The organism is Nocardia pseudovaccinii NBRC 100343 (assembly GCF_001613225.1).
GTDB lineage: Bacteria > Actinomycetota > Actinomycetes > Mycobacteriales > Mycobacteriaceae > Nocardia > Nocardia pseudovaccinii.
The window spans coordinates 1-17133 of record NZ_BDBY01000374.1 but is presented as its reverse complement, the minus strand read 5'-3'; the positions used below and the strand labels follow the sequence as shown (position 1 = coordinate 17133).

Sequence of the window (17133 nt, the reverse complement as noted above, 5' to 3'; positions counted from 1 at the left end):
CTAGGAGCAGGTCGTTGCACGGATATTGCGAATCGCCACCCCAGATTGCGCAATCGTTACGCGACTTTCGATCCGCGTGCGTCGAATCCGCAGGTTGGGATGAGATATCGACCCGCCCCGGTTACAGCGGGGGTGAACCCACTTTTCGCGCTGCTCGACGCCAAGCTGCATATCGCGGGCTCGGAGATCCTCTGGCGCGAGATCATCGGCAATGGATTCGGTCTGGCCTCCGCGGTCGGCGGTATGCGGCGGCGGGTGTGGGCGTGGCCGATCGGGATCGCGGGCAATGCACTGCTGTTCACCGTTTTCGTCGGCGGAATATTCAACACGCCACAGCATTTGAATATGGCCGGACAGGCCGGTCGTCAGCTGATGTTCATCGCGGTCAGCGTGTACGGCTGGTGGAGTTGGTATCGGCATGCGCGCGCCGAAACCGGCCTCGAACATCGCGGCGTCGTGCCGCGCTGGGCCAGCGGGCGCGAACGGCTGGTGCTGGTGGCCGCGATGTTGGTCGGCACGGCCGCATTCGCCCGATTGTTCGCGTTGATCGGTTCCTACGGGCCGTGGGCGGAGGCGTGGATCTTCACCGGATCGGTGCTGGCGACCTATGGCATGGCGCGCGGGCTCGCCGAATTCTGGCTGATCTGGATCGCCGTCGATCTCGTCGGCGTGCCGTTGCTGCTGAAGGCGGGCTACTACCCGTCGGCGACGCTGTATCTGATCTATGCGGGCTTCGTCGCGTGGGGCTTCGCCGTATGGGCGCGCACCCTGCGCAAATCGGCTCCCGTGGTCGCTGATCTCGCGCCTCTGCGTCCCTAGCAACTTTTTCCGCAACCTCCGATGAATCGGCGCGGCGACGCCGGTATGTACCCGCAAACCCATCGGAGGAATGCAATGAAGATGACCACGGGACAGCGCTGGGTACTGGCGCTGACATCACTCGCGGGTTTGATGATCGTGCTCGACGCACTGGTCGTCACGACCGCGATGCATGCGATCCAGCTCGATCTGCACGCATCGATCGGCGAGCTGGAATGGACGATCAATGCCTACAACCTGAGTTTCGCGGTGCTGTTGATGGCGGGCGCGGCGCTCGGCGACCGGTACGGCCGCAGACGGGTGCTCGTCGGCGGGCTGGCGTTGTTCAGCGCGGCCTCCGCCGGATGCGCGCTCGCACCGAATCTGGGTCTGTTGATCGCCGCGCGGACGGCGCAGGGCATCGGGGCCGCCGCCGTCATGCCCGTGGCGGTGGCCTTGCTCTCGGCGGCGTTCCAGCCGCAGCAGCGGACCAAGGCGCTCGGATTATTCGCGGCGGCAACCGGATTGGCCACCCTCGGCGGACCGCTCGTCGGGGGTGCGGTGGTGCAGGGCCTGGCCTGGCAGTGGATCTTCTGGTTGAACCTGCCGATCGGGGCGGTGCTGATTCCATTGGTGCGCACGCGGCTGGCCGAAAGTGTGGGCGAGGCACGCAGGTTGGACTTTCCCGGGATCGCGTTGGTGAGCGTCGCCGCCTTCGGCATTGTCTGGGCTCTTATTCGGGGCAATGAATCCGGTTGGACCGGCGCGGAAGTCACGCTCGCTTTCCTGGCAGGCGCGGTGGCGCTGATCGGATTCGTACGCTGGGAGCTGCGCACCGCCGCGCCGCTGATTCCCATGCGCTTCTTCGCCTCGCGCGCATTCTCCGCGGGCAATGCGGTCGGATTCCTGTTGGCCGCCTCGATTTTCAGTGGCGCGTTCTTCTTCGCCCAGTTCCTGCAGATCGTGCAGCAGCAAGGCCCGCTCGGTGCCGGGCTGCGCTTGGCGCCGTGGACGATCACCCTGTTCCTGGTGGCGCCGATCGCGGGCAAGCAGGTCAACCGGTTCGGTGAACGTCCGCTGGTTGTCACCGGTTTGCTCATGCAGGCCGTCGGCTACGGGTGGATCGCCCTAACCGCCGGACCGGACCTGTCGTACACCGCGATGATCGCGCCCTTCGTCATCTCCGGCGTCGGCGTGTCGATGGCGATTCCCGCCGCGCAGAGTGCGGTGCTGCGCGCCGTTCCGATGCCCGCCGTCGGCGCCGCGTCGGGCACATACAACACTCTGCGCCAACTCGGTGGCGCCTTCGGAATCGCGGTCCCCGCGGCTGTTTTCGCGGTGGTGGGCGGCTTCACCGGCGCGCGGGACTTCAGCGACGGCTTCGCGGCCGCCATCGGTACCGCCGCTTTGCTCGCGCTCCTCGGCGCCGCGATCGGCCTGTTGATTCCGGCCGGTGCGCCCATTCCCGCACCCATCGAGCCGGTTTCGGCGGAACCCGCGGGACCACCGAGCGACGGGTCGGCCTCCGCCCCTGCGGGCACACCGAGCAGCGCGATGACCTCCGCCCCTGCGGGCACACCGAGCAGCGCGATGACCTCCGCCCCTGCGGGCACACCGAGCGGCGCGATGACCTCCGACTCGGCAGCTCGCGAGGACCGCACCGGGGTGAAGGCATGACCAGCACCACAGATTCCTCGGTAGGTTGTGCACCCATGACGGTCAGTGCGGATTTCGCGGCGCGCACCGCGCCCTACCGGCCCGAACTACTCGCGCACTGCTATCGGATGCTCGGCTCGATCCATGACGCCGAGGATCTGGTGCAGGAGACGATGCTGCGAGCATGGCGCGCGGCCGATCGCTATGACGAAGCGCGGGCGTCGCTGCGCACCTGGCTGTATCGGATCGCCACCAACGCCTGCCTGACCGCGCTCGAACAGCGCGGCAGGCGGGCGCTGCCCACCGGACTCGGCGGGCCCAGCGATACCGTGGTCGCCAAACCGGAGCGCCATCCCGAAATCCCCTGGCTGGAACCGATTCCCGATACCCTGCTCGGCACCGCCGCCGACGATCCGGCAACCGTGATCGCGGCCCGCAGCGGCATCCGGCTCGCATTCATCGCGGCCCTGCAATATCTACCCGCCAGGCAGCGCGCGGTCCTGATCCTGCGCGACGTACTCGCATGGTCCGCGGCCGAAGTCGCCGACCTGCTCGAAACCACTACCGCCGCGGTCAACAGCGCACTGCAACGCGCCCACGCCCAATTGGAGAAAGACGCCCCCATGCTCGACCACATATCGGAATCGTTGAGCCCGGACGAACGCGCGATGATCGACCGATACGTAACCACCTTCGGCAATGCCGACATGGCTTCCTTCGCCGAGCTCCTACGCGACGATGTCGTCCTCGAAATGCCGCCCGCCCTGCTCTGGTTCGCGGGCCGCGCCCACGTCGTCGAATTCTTCACCGACAAGTGCGGTTCCACACCCGGCGAGTGGCGCGCAATCCCGACCTCCGCCAACACCCAACCCGCGATCGCCTACTACCGCCGCGACGAAACCGACACCTACCACGCACATTCCATCCACCTACTCACCCTCCGCGACACGGCCATCGACCGAATCACGGTCTTCCTGGATGCCACCCTCTTCCCCGGCTTCGGCCTACCGGCCACCCTCTGAACGGTTCTTCGAAGGTCGGGTCGGCTGGGACGGACCGGGCCGCGGTACTCAATGCCTTCGGCCTGTCCGATCCGGTGGCGGTGACCTGGTCGATAGGCACCGCCACCTGGCAGGGCCACGACTCGAGACACAGCCGCACCGCTTACGACGAGCATGCCGATTGCGCCCGGATGTATGTGAGTCCCGTGCTCGACGGTTGGACCCTGGTGTTCGGCACACCCCTTGCCGATGGAGAACTCGCTCGCCACGATCACGAGTTGAACCGGCTGCTCGACATCGAGGGCGATTACACCTCGGACGGCCGCGAACACCAGCAGCGGCAAGCCCGCTGCGCGGCCCTGAGCGAGCAGTTCGGGCAGGCGCACTGGTACGGCCAGAACTACGAAGCCCCCTAAACCACGTCCACCCGGACCCCGGCCCCTCGAATCGTCGCCACCGCACCCGGATCCGCATCCGAATCCGTCACGAGCACATCGACCTGCTCGATCCCGCAAATCCGAGCCAATGCCGAGCGCTCCAGTTTGTCCGCGGTGGCGACAACCATCACATGCCCGGACCGCCGCACCATCTCGGTGGTCACCCCCGCTTCGTCGATGTGCCGACACTGTGCGCCGCCCTCGGCGGAAATCGCATTGACGCCGAGAATCAGCGCATCCAAACGCAATTCGGCCAACGCTCGCTCGGCCAGCGGCCCGTGCAGCTCATAGGATTCCCGCCGCGCCACCCCGCCCAGCACGATCGTGCGCATATGCGGTCGCAGCACCATCTCACCCGCGATATTGAGCGCGTTGGTGACGATGGTCAGTTGGTCGCCAGTGGCATTCGCCAAATCGGCCCGCCCGGCCAATGCCCGCGCCACGGCGGTCGTCGTTGTCCCGCCGTTCATTCCGACTACCGCATTCGGTTCGACAAGTCCCGCAGCATGTTCCGCGATCCGCTGCTTCGCCTCGTCCGCACCCTGCCGGTAGCGCGCGGGCAGGTCGTAGGCGACCGAAGTCGCGACCACACCGCCGTGCGTCCGGGTCGCCAACTGCTGTTCGGCGAGTGCGGTGAAGTCGCGGCGCACCGTCGCCGGGGAAACACCGAGGCGTTCGGCGGCTTCTTCAACCGAGAGCCGCCCGGTTTCGGCGAGCAGTTCCAGCAGTCGGTTCCATCGCTGCGGCCGGTCCGTCGGTCCGGTCATTTCATATCTTCCCGCCCGCGCGGACGACCTGCCGTTTTTCCATGCACGTGAACAATCTGACCACAGGCGCGTGCCGACGGTAGAGATTCGGCCGCCGTATTGCCAAGCCGGACACCTATCACCGCGCCCGCAACCCATCGAGCACGAGATCGACCACCCGACGAACCGCCTCCGGATGCGACTCACCGGCCCGGGTGTAGATCTGCAAGGTCATCAGCCCGGCCACCTCGCCGGGCTCGATATCCGCGCGCATGGCACCGGCGGCCTGCGCCTCCCTGGTCATCCGCGAGACCGACTCGACAATCCGCCCCCGCACCTCGTGCAATCGCGGATCGGCCTGGATCTCGACATGCAGATTCGGCTCGATCGCCGCCGCCAACGCCCCGACCCGGCGCTGCGCGCACTCGTGCAGCAACCGCGAAAGCGCAGGCCACGCCGCGCCCTCCTGCTCCAATGCGGTCGCCGCCAATTGGTCCAGATCCGCGAGGTAGGACTGGGCCGTCTCGGCGATCAACGCATCCCGGTCCGGGAAGTGCCGATACAGCGTGCCGACACCCACGCCCGCCCGATCCGCGATCTCCTTCATCGGCACATCGACCCCTTGCTCCCGGAAGGTCACCAGCGCCGCGGCAATGATCTGATCCCGGTTGTTCCTGGCGTCCGCCCTCTTCGGACCGATCGTCGCCCTCACCTCCAAGTTTAAGTGGACGAAATCCTTCCGCTTACTGTACGCTCCACTAAACGGACGAAATTCGTCCACTTAGCCGAAAGGTGTTGTCATGAACAAGACGGTTCTGATCTCGGGCGCGGGCATCGGCGGCTCGACCCTGGCGTACTGGCTGGCCGACCGCGGATTCCAGGTCACGGTGGTCGAGCGGGCGACGGGGCAGCGCTCCAGCGGAAATCCGGTCGACGTAAAGGGACCCGCCATCGATGTGGTCGAGCGCATGGGCATCATGCCGAAACTGCGAGCCGCGAATTCCGCTGTGTCCCAGATGAATTTCGTCAACGCGAGCGGCCGCCGCGTCGCCCGGGTCGACCTGAAGGCCTTCCAGGGATCGGCGGGCGACCGCGAAGTCGAGGTCCCGCGAGCCGATCTCGCCGCGATCCTGCTCGACGCGAGCCGTGACAATGCCGAATTCCTTTGGGGCGACAGCATTACCGGCCTGGCACAGCACACCGACGGCGTCGACGTCACCTTCGAACACGCCCGACCCCGCCGGTTCGACTTCGTAATCGGCGCGGACGGCCTGCATTCGGTGGTGCGCCGCCTGACCTTCGGCGACGAATCCGAATTCGTCCGGCATATGGGCATCTACATCGCCACCATCCGGCTCGATGAGCCATTCGGCAGCGACCGCGAAGTTCTCATCTACAACACACCGGGACGGGCACTGTCGGTGCACCCGACGAAGGGTCGCGCCCTCGCGGCATTCATGTTCCGGCACCAGGGCGTACCCGGTTTCGATCACCGCGATACCGAACTGCACAAGCGCCTGGTCATCGAGGCCTTCACCGATCAGGGCTGGCGGGTCCCCGAATTGCTGGATCGTGTCCGCGACACCGACGACCTGTTCTTCGACTCCGTCAGCAAGGGCGAGTTGCCGCGTTGGTCGGACGGACGTGTCGCCCTGCTCGGTGACGCCGCATCCTGCGTCTCACTGTTCGGCGACGGCTCCACCCTCGCGATCGCCGGTGCGTACACGTTGGCGGAGGAACTGGCGGCCACACCGGAGGACCACGTGGCGGCGTTCCAGCGCTACGAGACCCGGCACCGGGTGCTGGTCGATCCCAAACTCAACGGCGTTGCCGCTGCTGCATCGATGCTCATTCCGGCGACGAAGGCCGGAATCGCACTGCGCAATACCGCAACTCGGGCCCTCCCCGCTGTCACGGCCATCCGCGATCGTGCCCGATGCGCCGCTTAAATCCCGCCGTCAGTTCAGCGCAAGCCCGGAATTCACGAAATACGCGATCTCCTCGCATATTTCATCGAGTGACACCTCGGTATCGGTATGGGTGGTTCGCACCAACTCCTGGGCCAGCGAATTCACCGCGCCGATCACCGCGAGCGCGAACAGATCGAACCGGCGCGCCTTGGTCTCGCCGCGCTCGACGGCTCGCTCCGCCTCGCTGATCAGCAGCGATGAGAGCAGGCGGCGCTGCTGCCTGCGCCAATCCTCCACGGCCGAACTGACGCCGACCACTTCGACGTAACACACCCGCGCCGACCGGTGATCGGCACAGGTCACCTCGAGATAGGCCCGGAAACTGTCGACGACCCGCGTCGAAAGCGGCTGGCCCGCAGTCTTCGACATACTTTCCAGCGCTCGTTCGACCGCATGCGAGGTAATGCGATTGACCAGCGCGATCAACAGGGCCTCGCGACTGCCCATATCTTCGTAGAAACTACGGGTAGAAACATTCGCGACGGCACACAGCCGTTCGATCGAGGTGGCCGCATAGCCCTGGGTGCCGAATAATTCCAGCGCGGCATCGATGAGTCGCGCCTGCCGCTGAGCTACCCGCTGCTCCTTGGACAGCCCGCCGTAATTGCGGCCCTCCCTGCGTTCGTCATCCTGCCGTGCCACGGATTCGATGCTACCGGCCGGAAGCGCCTACCCCGGAGCACGGACATCCGGCGGCCTGCGCATTCATCGTCGAAAACGGCGGGGGCACAAGACCGCCCGTCGTCGGACGATTACTTGACACTGCCCGCGGTAAGCCCTGCGACCAGGCGCTTCTCGATGAAGGCGAACAGAATGACCACCGGAACGATGCCCACCGTGGAGATCGCGAAGACGTACTGCCACGCCGTGTCGTATTGCCCGACGAATTTGGTCAGCGCCACCGACAGCGGCTGATTCTCCGGCGTGGTCAGCACCACCAGGCTCGCCGCGAATTCGTTCCAGCAGGCCACTACCACGAAGATCGTCGCGGTGACGATGCCGGGCCAGACCAGCGGCAGGCTCACCCGGACCAGGATCTGCCAGCGGCTCAGACCGTCGAGCTGCGCGGCCTCCTCGATCTCCACCGGAATGGCGGCGAAGAAGCTGTGCAGGATCCACACCGCGAATGAGAGATTGAACGCGGCGTTCACCAGGATCATGGCCAGCCAGGTGTCATTGATGCCGAGGGTGAAGAACTGCCGGATCAGTCCGGTCACCAATACCGTCGGCTGCAACATCTGGGTGACCAGCACCAGCGCGAGGAATATCGCGCGCCCCGGAAACTTGTGCCGCGCCGTGTAATACGCGGCCGGGATGGCCACGAAGAGCACCAGCAAAGTGGCGCAGACCGAGATGACAACCGTGCTCACCAGGTTGTACGGCAGCGGCGTCTCCGGGGTGTCCCACATGGTGGAGTAGTTGTCCGGGTGCCAGGTTTCGGGCAGATACGTCGGCGGGATGCGCAGGATTTCGGCGCGGCTCTTCAGCGAGCCGAGCACCATCACCACGAACGGGGTCAGGAAGATGACGGCGAGCACCACCCCGACCGCGGTGAGTTCCCACCGCCGCCGCCGAGTTCGGCCGGTCGGGACCTCGACATCCGTGGTGTCCGGCGGGATGTCCACACCCTCGATGTGAATGTCGGCCTGTGTCGTCATGCGTCCACCTGCTGGGTCGGCTTGATGACCTTCACATAGATCGCGATGATGACCACGATCAGCGCGAAGTTGAGCACGCTCATGGCGGCGGCGGTGTCGAGCTGCTGGTTCTGCCGGATCAGCTTGAAGGTCAACGTCGTTGTCGTATCCGCACCGAAGCCCGCGATACCGCCGGTGATCACCTGCAGAATGGGCAGCGAGTTGAACACATTGATGATGTTGATGATCGTCGCCACCGCGATCGCCGGACGCAATTGCGGCAGGGTGAGGTATCGATAGCGCTGCCACGCATTGGCGCCGTCTACCCGGCCCGCCTCATCGATCTCGGCCGGAATCGATTGCAGCCCGGCCAGGATCGTGTAGGTGGTGAACGGGATCGAGACGAAGACCGCGACGCCGATCGCCACCAGGAAGGCGGGCGTCGGCTGTTTGGTGAAGCCGTAACCCCGGTCCAGCAGCCCGATATCGACCAGGAACCGGTTGGCGATGCCGACATCGGGATCGAGCATGTAATAGAAGATGGTCGTCGTCATCACCACCGAGGCCGCCCACGGGACCAGGATCGCCATCCGCACCGCGGTGCGTCCCGGGAAATCCTTGTTCAGGAACTGCGCCAGCCCCGCCGAGAGCACCAGGGTGATCAGCACGACGCTGACCACCCAGACCACGGTATGCGCCAATACCGATCCCAATTCGCTGATATCGAACAGGTTTCGGTAGTTGGCCAGTCCGGCGGGACCGCGGTCCTGTCCGTAGGCGCTCAGGTCCCGGGTGCTGGTCCAGACCATATAGCCGACCGGGAACGCGACAATCGCCGCGATCAGCAGCAGAGTCGGCCCGATCCAGGGGACGGCCCGCAGTGTCGAGTTCTTCCCTGAAAGTACCCGGGTACCTGTGCGCCCCACGCTATTTCGCTGCTTCCTGAATCCGCTGCAACACCTGTGCCGGGTCCGCACCTTGGGCGATGGTGCCCATCTGCTGATGCATGGCGCCCTGCACCGCAGCCCATTTCGGGTTATTGCTCGGGTAGAACTTGGCCACCGGCAGGGTCGCCGCGAAGGCCTTGGTCACCGGGTCGTCGGCGAGCACGGCGGTGGCACTGGTCGTGATCGGGATGAAGTGCTCGTTCTTGACGAAGTTCGAGTACACATTCGCCGAGTAGAAGAAGTCGAGGAACTTCTTGATCGTCTCGGCCTTCTTACCGTCCTTCTTGAATGCCATCAGGTGATCGGCCACGCCCAGCGTGACAGGCGCACCGTCCTTGGTCGGCGTGGGCGCGGTGGCGTACTTCAGACCCGGATTCTTATCGGCGATCTGGGCGATGGTGGGCGGCAGCCCCTCGATCATTCCGACCTTGCCCTGGATGAACGAATTGATGACGTCCTTGCGGTTGGTCGCACCCGGATTCGGCTGGGTGACACCGGCGTCGAAGATCTCCCGCATAGCCTTGACCCCCTCCAGGTTCTGCGGGGTATCCACGGTGATCTTGTCGTCATCGGACCAGTTGCCACCGGCACCGAAGGTCCACAGCGACGTCTCGGCCTGCGATTCCTCACTGCCCAGCGGCAGACCGTAGCCGGAAACACCGCCGCCGAGCGCCTGGATCTTCTTGGCGGCATCGGTCAGCTCGGCCCAGGTCTTGGGCGGCGTGCTCACCCCCGCCTTCGCGAACAGGTCGGTGTTGTAGAACAGGGTGCGCGTGGAGGCGAACAGCGGCATCGCATACTGCGTGCCGTTCAGCGAGGCGTTCTTGGCGAAGCCGGGCTGTACATCCGACAGCACATTCGGGGAGACGACCTCGGATACCGGATAGAGCATGCCGTCACCGGCGAAGCTCGCGTAGGCGTCGATATTCAGCAGATCCGGGGTGGTGGACTTGGACTGCAGCTTGGTCTTCACCACATCGTTGATCGACTCCCATGACTCCATCTGCAGGTTGACCTTGTAGCCGGGGTTCTGCTTCTGGAAGTCGTCGATGATCCGGTCCCACAGCGCCTTCGTGCCATTGGCACCGTCGCTGTAGGCGGGAGCCAGGAAGTTGATCGTCGTATCGGAGTCGGCCGAATCCTTGGAGCCGAAACCACAGGACGAGACGGCGAGCGCGAGGCCGGTGACCATCGCGATCCCCGCGAGGACGCCGTGGAGGGGTCTTTTCACGAGCAGAACCTTTCAAATTTTCACTCCGGGCGCTACCGCAGCGCCGATGATGGAGCGAACGAATCGCTTGTCCAACAGGCTAGACCCAGCATTGATCACATGTGACTGATTTGCTCAAAAATTTGACATGAACGATCACCGAGAGTGATCCTGTTGTTGTGCCGATTTCCGCTCACCCCACCCCCGTGACTCATCTGGCCGCCGAAGTCGCCACCCAGCCGGACGACTGGGTTCGCGCCGAGACCACCGCCGCCGAGCACCGCGCCGTACTGCCCCAACCGGGTGAGCGTGTCGCCGTCATCGGTTGCGGCACTTCGCTGTTCATGTCCCGTGCCATCGCGTCACTGCGCGAGAGTTCGGGGCAGGGCATTACCGATGCCTGGCCGGCGAGCGAGGTCCGCGGCGATCGTGATTACGACCGCTACCTGGTCATCTGCCGCTCCGGCACCACCACCGAGGTGGTCGATGCCATGCGGGCGATACCGGCGCGCATTCCGCGCACCGTCATCTGCAGCAGTCCGGGCACCCCGGTGCTCGACCTGGGTGATCCGATCCTGATCGACGAGGTCGACGAGCAGTCGGTGGTGCAGACCCGTTTCGCGACAACCGCGCTGGCGATTCTGCGCTGGCATCTCGGCGAGGATCTGCGTCCGGCCATCGAGCAGGCCAGGGCCGTACTCGCCGAGGATCCGGCTACGGCACTGGCGGACGTGCGTCGTGCCGAGCAGATCAGCTTCGTCGGGATGGGTTTCGCGGCCGCGATCGCCGAGGAGGCGGGGCTCAAGCTGCGCGAATCCTGCCAGTCCTGGACCGAGTCGTATCTGCAGACCGAATACCGGCACGGACCGATCAGCATCTCCACCCCCGGCCGCGCCGTCTGGGCCTTCGGACCGCTCGTCCCCAATTTCGCGCAGGACGTGGCCGTCACCGGAGCGCACTTCGAACATCGCGATATCGATCCGATGGCCGATCTGGTGCGGGTGCACCAGCTCTGTGTGCTGCGCGCCGCCGACCAAGGGCTCGACCCGGATCATCCGCGCAACCTCAACCGTTCCGTCGTTCTGGATCGGTGAGCGGTCGCTACCAGGAACTACTGTGCGGTTATGGGAACGGAACAGCCCCCGACCACCGTGCACCGTGACGTTCGCGCGGACCGCACGGACGTGGCGACCTCGGCGGTGCCGGACGCCGCGGCAGCGCCGGGGCCGGTTGCGCAACAGCAGCCGGTCACGGCGTTGACCGATGATCTGCTGGTGCTCGGCCTCGATGTCGGCGGCACCACGATGAAAGGTGAGGTCACCGATGCCGCGGGCACGGTGCTCGCTTCGGGCGTGGTGGCCACGCCGCAGGGCGAGGCGGCCTTCGAAACCATAGGAGCACTCGGCGATCAACTGCTGGCGGAGTTGACCGATGACCAGCGCGACCGCGTCGCGCGCGCGGCGGTACTACTGCCGGGCATCGTCGATCCGGTCCGTTCGATCGCGGTATTCAGCAGCAATGTCGGTTGGCGCGATGTGCACATCGGCGATCGGTTCATCGAGCGCTGGGGCATGCCGGTGCTGATCGAGCACGATGTCGCGGTGGCGGGCTGGGCCGAATGGCGGTTCGGCGCCGGGCGCGGCCACGATGACGTCTGCGTGGTCATTCTGGGGACCGGCATCAGCGGCACTCTTTCCGTCGGTGGCCGTTTGATGCGCAGCGCGTACGGGCAGACCGGCGAATACGGACACATCCCCGTGCGGCACGCCGACGGATTGCGCTGCCCCTGCGGCAATATCGGCTGCGTGGAGACCGTGGCGTCCGGCGCAGCCATCGCCCGCGCCTACGCGAAGCGAACTGGTCACGAAACAGCCAGCGCGGCTGATGTTTTCGCGATACTTGATACCGATCCCGACGCCAAGGCCGTGGTCGCCGAAGCGATCAGCGCACTTGCCGACGGACTGCTCGGCATCATCCATGCGGCCTGTCCCGAGCTGATCATCCTCGGCGGCGGCCTGGCCGGGGCCGGACCCGCGCTGACCGAACCCCTGCACCACACCATTGCCGAACGCCTGCGCGTGGTGCCCGCGCCGCGGGTTATGCTCGGCGAGTTCGGTGTTCGCGCGGGGCTCATGGGTGCGGCACTGTTCGCCAGACAGGGAGCACTCACGTGACTCGCGTCGAGAGCAGTGCTGGTCCAGTGCGTCGGAGGCGGCGCATCGAACCGATGGGTTCGACCCCACGCTGCGAAAAGCTGGTCGGCAATATGGCGCTCGCCCATGCAAGGGTGCCCGGATGAGTCTCGAGATTCGCGGACGGATCGTTTCTGCGACATCGGAATTCGACGACGGCGTCGTGTCGGTCCGCGCAGGCCGGATCGACAAAGTGCGCTCGCTCGCGGACTGGGTTGCCGCACATCCGGATTCGGCAGTGCCGCCATTTTCCGGCACCGTACTGCCCGGCCTCGTCGATATTCACAACCACGGCGGCTTCGGCCATCGGTTCGACACCGTCGACTGCGCCGAGGCCCGCGCGGCCGCCGAGTTCCATCACACGCACGGCTCCACCACCGTGCTGGCCAGCGTTGTCACCGGCGCCGCGCCCGACATGATCGCGCAGGTCGCTGCGCTGCGATCCTTGGCGGCGGAGGGCACCATCGGCGGAATCCATGCCGAGGGACCGTTTCTGGCCGCCGCACGGTGTGGCGCGCAGGATCCCCGATATCTGCGCGATCCCGATCTCGAGCTGACCGAACAGCTGCTCGCTGCCGCCGACGGACATCTGCGGGTCATGACGCTCGCCCCGGAGCTGCCGGGATTCGACAAGGTCGCCCAACGTCTTTCCGACGCCGATGTGGTGGTGTCGCTCGGCCACAGCGATACCGATTTCACCCGGTTCCGACAGGCACTGCGCCCCAGTGGATTCGGCAGTCTGGTCACACACTTGGCGAATGGAATGCCGCCACTGCATCACCGAACGCCGGGTCCGGTGGCCGCCGCACTCGTCGGCGCGGCGCAACGCCAGGTCGTCGTCGAGCTGATCGGCGACGGCGTGCACGTCGACTCCGGTTTCGGCGCCTTGGTTTTCGCGACCGCGCCCGCACGGGTCGCGCTGATCACCGATGCGATGCAGGCAGCGGGCATGCCAGACGGCGAATATCAGCTCGGTCCGCAAGTCGTGCATGTCGCCGATGGCGTGGCCCGGATAGCCAATGGGTCCATCGCGGGCGGCACCGCCCACCTCCTGCGCTGCCTCGCCTGGGCCGTCCGAGAATGCGGTGTGCCACTGCGCGAGGCGGTGATCGCCGCCACTTCGGTTCCGGCCGCGGCGGCAGGACTGGGCAATGTGGGCGACCTCAGGACCGACCATTTCGCCGACCTGCTGATAGTCGATGACAATCTGCAGTTGCGCCGGGTGCTCAGACGTGGACAGTTGTTGACGTGATCCTCACCGTGACAATGAATCCCGCCTACGACATGACCTACCGGGTAGAGCATTTCGAGCGCGGCCAGGCCCATCGGGTCCGTTCGGTCGAGCAGCGCATCGGCGGCAAGGGCATCAATGTGACCCGGGTGCTCAATCAGCTCGGGAAATATGCCAGGGCAACGGGATTCTCCGACCACGCCTTCGCGGCCGCCGCCGAGCTGGAGATGCCGGTCGACTTCGTGCACGCACTGCCCTGGGTCCGGCGCACGGTGGTGATCAGCGAATCGGGCGACGGCACCGCGACCGCACTGTGGGAGCCGGGTGCACGCGTGTCGAATCCGCATGCCGCCGAACAGCTCTCGGTACGCGTTTCGGGGATGCTGCCCGATATCAACGGCCTGGTCATCTCGGGATCGCTGCCGGGCGGCATCGCCCACGGCCTGCCCGCCGAAATCGCGCGCACCGCCATCGCCGCCGGTGTCCCGACCGTCTGCGATGTCGACGGCGAGTCATTGCGCCTGGCCGCGCAGGTCCCCGGCATCGTGCTGATGCCGAATACCGAAGAGCTGGAACGCCTCACCGGACGAGTCCCGGTGACCCCGGACGAAGTCGCCACGGCCGCACTGCCGCTCATCGAACGCGGTGTGCGCGCCGTCATCGCCACCCGCGGCGCCGAGGGCATGGTCGTGGTCACCGCCGAGGGCGCGTGGTCGGCGGCCCTGCCCGAACCACTCGCCGGAAATCCCACCGGCGCGGGTGATTCCGCGACAGCCGCGGTGATCGCGGCCCTGTCGGATGCGAAAGACACCCCCGACTGGCCCGCCGTTCTGGTAGACGCCGTCGCCACCTCGGCCGCCGCGGTCGTCATCCCGGTGGCCGGTGAAATCGACCGCCGCCTGCGCACCCAGATCGCACCGACGGTGATCGTCGAACGACTAGCCACCCCGCAGGAGACCTCCCCATGACCTCGAGACCCGTCGCGGACCTGATCGCGGCCGCCCGTCCGGGCGGTCTCGGCGCCTTCAATGTGATCACCATCGAACACGCCGAGGCCATCGCCGCGGCCGCCGAGGCGGCGAATCGTCCGGTGCTGCTCCAACTTTCGGAGAATACGGTGCGCTACCACGGCAACCTCAGCCCGATCGCGCTGGCCTGCGCGAGCATTGCCGCCGACAGTAGCGCCGATATCGCCGTGCACCTGGACCATGCCACGTCGTTCGAACTCATTCGCACCGCGGTCGACCTCGGTATCCGCTCGGTCATGTACGACGGCTCCACCCTCGACTACGCCGAAAACGTCGCTGCCACCGCAGATATCGTCCGCTGGTGTCACGACCGCGATGTCTTCGTCGAGGCCGAACTCGGCGAGGTGGGCGGTAAGGACGGTGCGCACGCCCCCGGCGTCCGCACCGATCCGGACGAGGCCGTCGAATTCGTCGCGGCAACCGGCGTGGACGCCCTAGCCGTCGCCGTCGGATCCTCACACGCCATGCAGACCCGCACCGCCGAACTCGATAGCGACCTGATTGCTCGGCTGGCCACGAAAGTCCCTGTCCCCCTTGTGCTGCACGGCTCCTCCGGCGTCCCCGACGCCGGTCTGCGGGCCGCCGTCGAGCACGGCATGACCAAAATCAATATCGCCACCCGGCTGAATGTCGTTGCCACCGAGGCGATTCGAACCGCGCTCGCGGACAGCCCCACCATTGCCGATCCGCGCAAGTACCTGCAGCCCGCTCGCGATGCGATCCGGTCCGAGGTCGAACATCTGCTGCGGGTGCTCGCGCGGTAGGTCTCACCAACCCGGGAAAGTATGGGCAGCCGTCGTTGGGCAGCGATGATACGATGGATTGCCTTTAGTTTAGCTAAGGATTTGCTGTCCGCTAGAGCTGTATCACCTGATGAAGGAATAACAACTCCATGGCTGTCATCCTGCAAACAGGAGAACAGCGCGCTGCCGGTGCGGAGACGCAGCTCGAGGTCTCGCACAGATTGACGCTCAGTGCCGCAATAGTATTCGCCTCCCTGTCCATCGGCGCCTGGCTGCTGTTCGTGCGGCCCAACTGGCAGATGTACTGGCACCAAATCGATCTACAGGTCTATATGTGGGGCGGTACGGCAGCGGCGACTCATCCCGCGCTGCTGTACGACGGCCGCGGACCGATGGGCCTGCCCTTCCTCTATCCCGTTTTCGCCGCGTGGATCTGCGCCGAACTGTCGCGATTCCCGATCAACTACATCGGGACCGGCGTCACGGTGCTCACCATGGTGTCGCTGTTCGTGAGCGTCTGGAGCGCCGCCAGACTCCAGCAAATGCGCCGCGGAACGGGTTTGCTGGCCTCGAGCATCGCCGTCACCGGCGCTGCGATCTGGTTGGAGCCCATCCAGCAGACATTCCGGTTCGGTCAGCTCAGCGCGATCCTGATGGCCTTGGTCCTGGCCGATCTCGCCATGCCCAAAGAGAGCCGATATCGGGGCATCCTCATCGGCATCGCGACCGGACTGAAGCTGACCCCTGCGGTCTTCATCGTCTATCTGCTCATCACCCGCCAGTTCCGGGCCGCCGCGACGGCCGCGGCGACCTTCGGCGCCACGGTCGCGGTCGGCTTCTGGTACCGGCCGACCCAGGCACTGCAGTTCTGGACCACGACCACGACCTCGCAGAACCGGATCGGCTTCGCCTATGTGCAGAATCAGTCGATCAACGGCATGTTCGGCCGCCTGGAATGGTCGACCTGGGGCGACACCACGTCCTCGTTCGTCTGCGCCGGACTGCTCGGCCTCGCCGGACTGGCGGCTGCGCGGATCGCCCACCTGCGCGGTGACCAATTGCTGGGCGCACTGCTCGCGGCCACGGTAATGCTGCTGGTCTCGCCGATTTCCTGGACCCACTACTGGGTGTGGATCACACCGGCACTGCTGTGGCTGATCCACGTGCTGCGCCGTCGGCCACTCGCCGTCCGGATCGCCGTACCCGGGCTCGTCTACCTGTTCGTCTTCGCCTGGCCACTGAAGTCCGACCAGGTCGGCGCATGGGATCCGGATCTGCCACTGCTGCCGCAGGGCCTGATCTGGCAGGTACCGCAGACCAATGGCCGGGAATTCCGTTGGACGGTATGGCAATTCCTACTCGGCGATTCGTACACCCTGCTCGCCACCATCGCGCTGGTCGCCGCGATCGTCTGGCTGATTCCGCTCCGGCTGAACACCGTGCAGCTGCCCGACGAGGGAGTCGCGGACCGGCGGCGCGAGCGAGGGGTGGGCGCCGCCGGTCGGCGGGAAGACGGTCCGAGCAGTGAACCGCCGGG

General features: G+C 65.9%; 17 protein-coding genes. 11 read left to right on the top strand and 6 right to left on the bottom strand.

Features of this window, described 5'->3' with window-relative positions:
• Positions 1-132: 132 nt before the first annotated feature.
• The 4 genes from pnuC (at position 133) to NP3_RS40435 (ending at position 3871) form a co-directional block, all read left to right on the top strand.
• Positions 133-819, top strand: coding sequence for a nicotinamide riboside transporter PnuC (gene pnuC, locus NP3_RS40450; RefSeq protein WP_063046986.1), 687 nt, complete (start codon positions 133-135; stop codon positions 817-819).
• A 75-nt stretch (positions 820-894) separates the two neighbouring features.
• Positions 895-2475: a DHA2 family efflux MFS transporter permease subunit gene (locus NP3_RS40445; RefSeq protein WP_063825046.1), complete on the top strand. Its 1581-nt coding sequence runs from the start codon at positions 895-897 to the stop codon at positions 2473-2475.
• Between the two features lie 35 nt (positions 2476-2510).
• Positions 2511-3476 carry a sigma-70 family RNA polymerase sigma factor gene (locus tag NP3_RS40440; RefSeq protein ID WP_157124880.1) on the top strand — a complete coding sequence of 322 codons (966 nt, stop codon included), beginning with the start codon at positions 2511-2513 and terminating at the stop codon, positions 3474-3476.
• 80 nt (positions 3477-3556) lie between these two features.
• Complete coding sequence (locus tag NP3_RS40435) at positions 3557-3871, top strand: hypothetical protein (RefSeq protein ID WP_157124877.1); 315 nt, start codon at positions 3557-3559, stop codon at positions 3869-3871.
• Here NP3_RS40435 and NP3_RS40430 read toward each other — a convergent pair.
• Positions 3868-4659, bottom strand: coding sequence for a DeoR/GlpR family DNA-binding transcription regulator (locus NP3_RS40430; RefSeq protein ID WP_063046983.1), 792 nt, complete (start codon positions 4657-4659; stop codon positions 3868-3870). The two genes, NP3_RS40435 and NP3_RS40430, sit on opposite strands and share 4 nt — an antisense overlap.
• Before the next feature lie 118 nt (positions 4660-4777).
• Positions 4778-5350 carry a TetR/AcrR family transcriptional regulator gene (locus tag NP3_RS40425; RefSeq protein ID WP_063046982.1) on the bottom strand — a complete coding sequence of 191 codons (573 nt, stop codon included), beginning with the start codon at positions 5348-5350 and terminating at the stop codon, positions 4778-4780.
• Between the two features lie 88 nt (positions 5351-5438).
• Between NP3_RS40425 and NP3_RS40420 the strand changes: the two genes are divergently transcribed.
• Entirely contained in the window at positions 5439-6587 is a 1149-nt protein-coding gene (locus tag NP3_RS40420; protein WP_063046981.1) for an FAD-dependent monooxygenase, read from the top strand.
• Positions 6588-6596: 9 nt separating this feature from the next.
• On the opposite strand, the gene NP3_RS40415 is transcribed toward NP3_RS40420, so the two are convergent.
• The 4 genes from NP3_RS40415 to NP3_RS40400 form a co-directional block, all read right to left on the bottom strand.
• Positions 6597-7250, bottom strand: a complete 654-nt coding sequence (locus NP3_RS40415; protein WP_063046980.1) for a TetR/AcrR family transcriptional regulator — start codon at positions 7248-7250, stop codon at positions 6597-6599.
• A 110-nt stretch (positions 7251-7360) separates the two neighbouring features.
• Positions 7361-8266, bottom strand: a complete 906-nt coding sequence (locus NP3_RS40410; RefSeq protein WP_084509581.1) for a carbohydrate ABC transporter permease — start codon at positions 8264-8266, stop codon at positions 7361-7363.
• Positions 8263-9171 carry a carbohydrate ABC transporter permease gene (locus NP3_RS40405; RefSeq protein WP_063046979.1) on the bottom strand — a complete coding sequence of 303 codons (909 nt, stop codon included), beginning with the start codon at positions 9169-9171 and terminating at the stop codon, positions 8263-8265. Before NP3_RS40405 ends, NP3_RS40410 begins: the two co-directional genes overlap by 4 nt.
• Position 9172: 1 nt before the next feature.
• Entirely contained in the window at positions 9173-10423 is a 1251-nt protein-coding gene (locus NP3_RS40400) for an extracellular solute-binding protein (RefSeq protein WP_245721309.1), read from the bottom strand.
• Between the two features lie 158 nt (positions 10424-10581).
• Here NP3_RS40400 and NP3_RS40395 point away from each other — a divergent pair, with 158 nt between their 5' ends.
• The 6 genes from NP3_RS40395 to NP3_RS40370 all read left to right on the top strand — a co-directional run.
• Positions 10582-11496, top strand: coding sequence for an SIS domain-containing protein (locus NP3_RS40395; protein ID WP_063046977.1), 915 nt, complete (start codon positions 10582-10584; stop codon positions 11494-11496).
• Between the two features lie 30 nt (positions 11497-11526).
• Positions 11527-12576, top strand: coding sequence for an ROK family protein (locus tag NP3_RS40390; RefSeq protein WP_084509580.1), 1050 nt, complete (start codon positions 11527-11529; stop codon positions 12574-12576).
• A 121-nt stretch (positions 12577-12697) separates the two neighbouring features.
• The gene (locus NP3_RS40385; RefSeq protein WP_063046976.1) at positions 12698-13846 is read left to right on the top strand and encodes an N-acetylglucosamine-6-phosphate deacetylase; all 1149 of its coding nucleotides are present in this window, start codon (positions 12698-12700) and stop codon (positions 13844-13846) included.
• Positions 13843-14793 carry a hexose kinase gene (locus NP3_RS40380; RefSeq protein WP_063825045.1) on the top strand — a complete coding sequence of 317 codons (951 nt, stop codon included), beginning with the start codon at positions 13843-13845 and terminating at the stop codon, positions 14791-14793. The genes NP3_RS40385 and NP3_RS40380 overlap by 4 nt, the downstream gene beginning before the upstream one ends.
• Entirely contained in the window at positions 14790-15617 is an 828-nt protein-coding gene (locus NP3_RS40375) for a class II fructose-bisphosphate aldolase (RefSeq protein ID WP_063046975.1), read from the top strand. The genes NP3_RS40380 and NP3_RS40375 overlap by 4 nt, the downstream gene beginning before the upstream one ends.
• A gap of 128 nt (positions 15618-15745) precedes the next feature.
• Positions 15746-17133: glycosyltransferase 87 family protein (locus NP3_RS40370; protein ID WP_063046974.1), on the top strand; the 1388-nt coding region annotated here is incomplete at its 3' end.

Excerpts from the sequence above, each read along its gene's own strand:
- NP3_RS40445 (WP_063825046.1), top strand. The coding sequence starts at position 895 with ATGAAGATGACCACGGGACAGCGCTGGGTACTGGCGCTGACATCACTC.
- NP3_RS40440 (WP_157124880.1), top strand. The coding sequence starts at position 2,511 with ATGACGGTCAGTGCGGATTTCGCGGCGCGCACCGCGCCCTACCGGCCC.
- NP3_RS40430 (WP_063046983.1), bottom strand. The coding sequence starts at position 4,659 with ATGACCGGACCGACGGACCGGCCGCAGCGATGGAACCGACTGCTGGAA.
- NP3_RS40420 (WP_063046981.1), top strand. The coding sequence starts at position 5,439 with ATGAACAAGACGGTTCTGATCTCGGGCGCGGGCATCGGCGGCTCGACC.
- NP3_RS40410 (WP_084509581.1), bottom strand. The coding sequence starts at position 8,266 with ATGACGACACAGGCCGACATTCACATCGAGGGTGTGGACATCCCGCCG.
- NP3_RS40390 (WP_084509580.1), top strand. The coding sequence starts at position 11,527 with ATGGGAACGGAACAGCCCCCGACCACCGTGCACCGTGACGTTCGCGCG.
- NP3_RS40385 (WP_063046976.1), top strand. The coding sequence starts at position 12,698 with ATGAGTCTCGAGATTCGCGGACGGATCGTTTCTGCGACATCGGAATTC.
- NP3_RS40375 (WP_063046975.1), top strand. The coding sequence starts at position 14,790 with ATGACCTCGAGACCCGTCGCGGACCTGATCGCGGCCGCCCGTCCGGGC.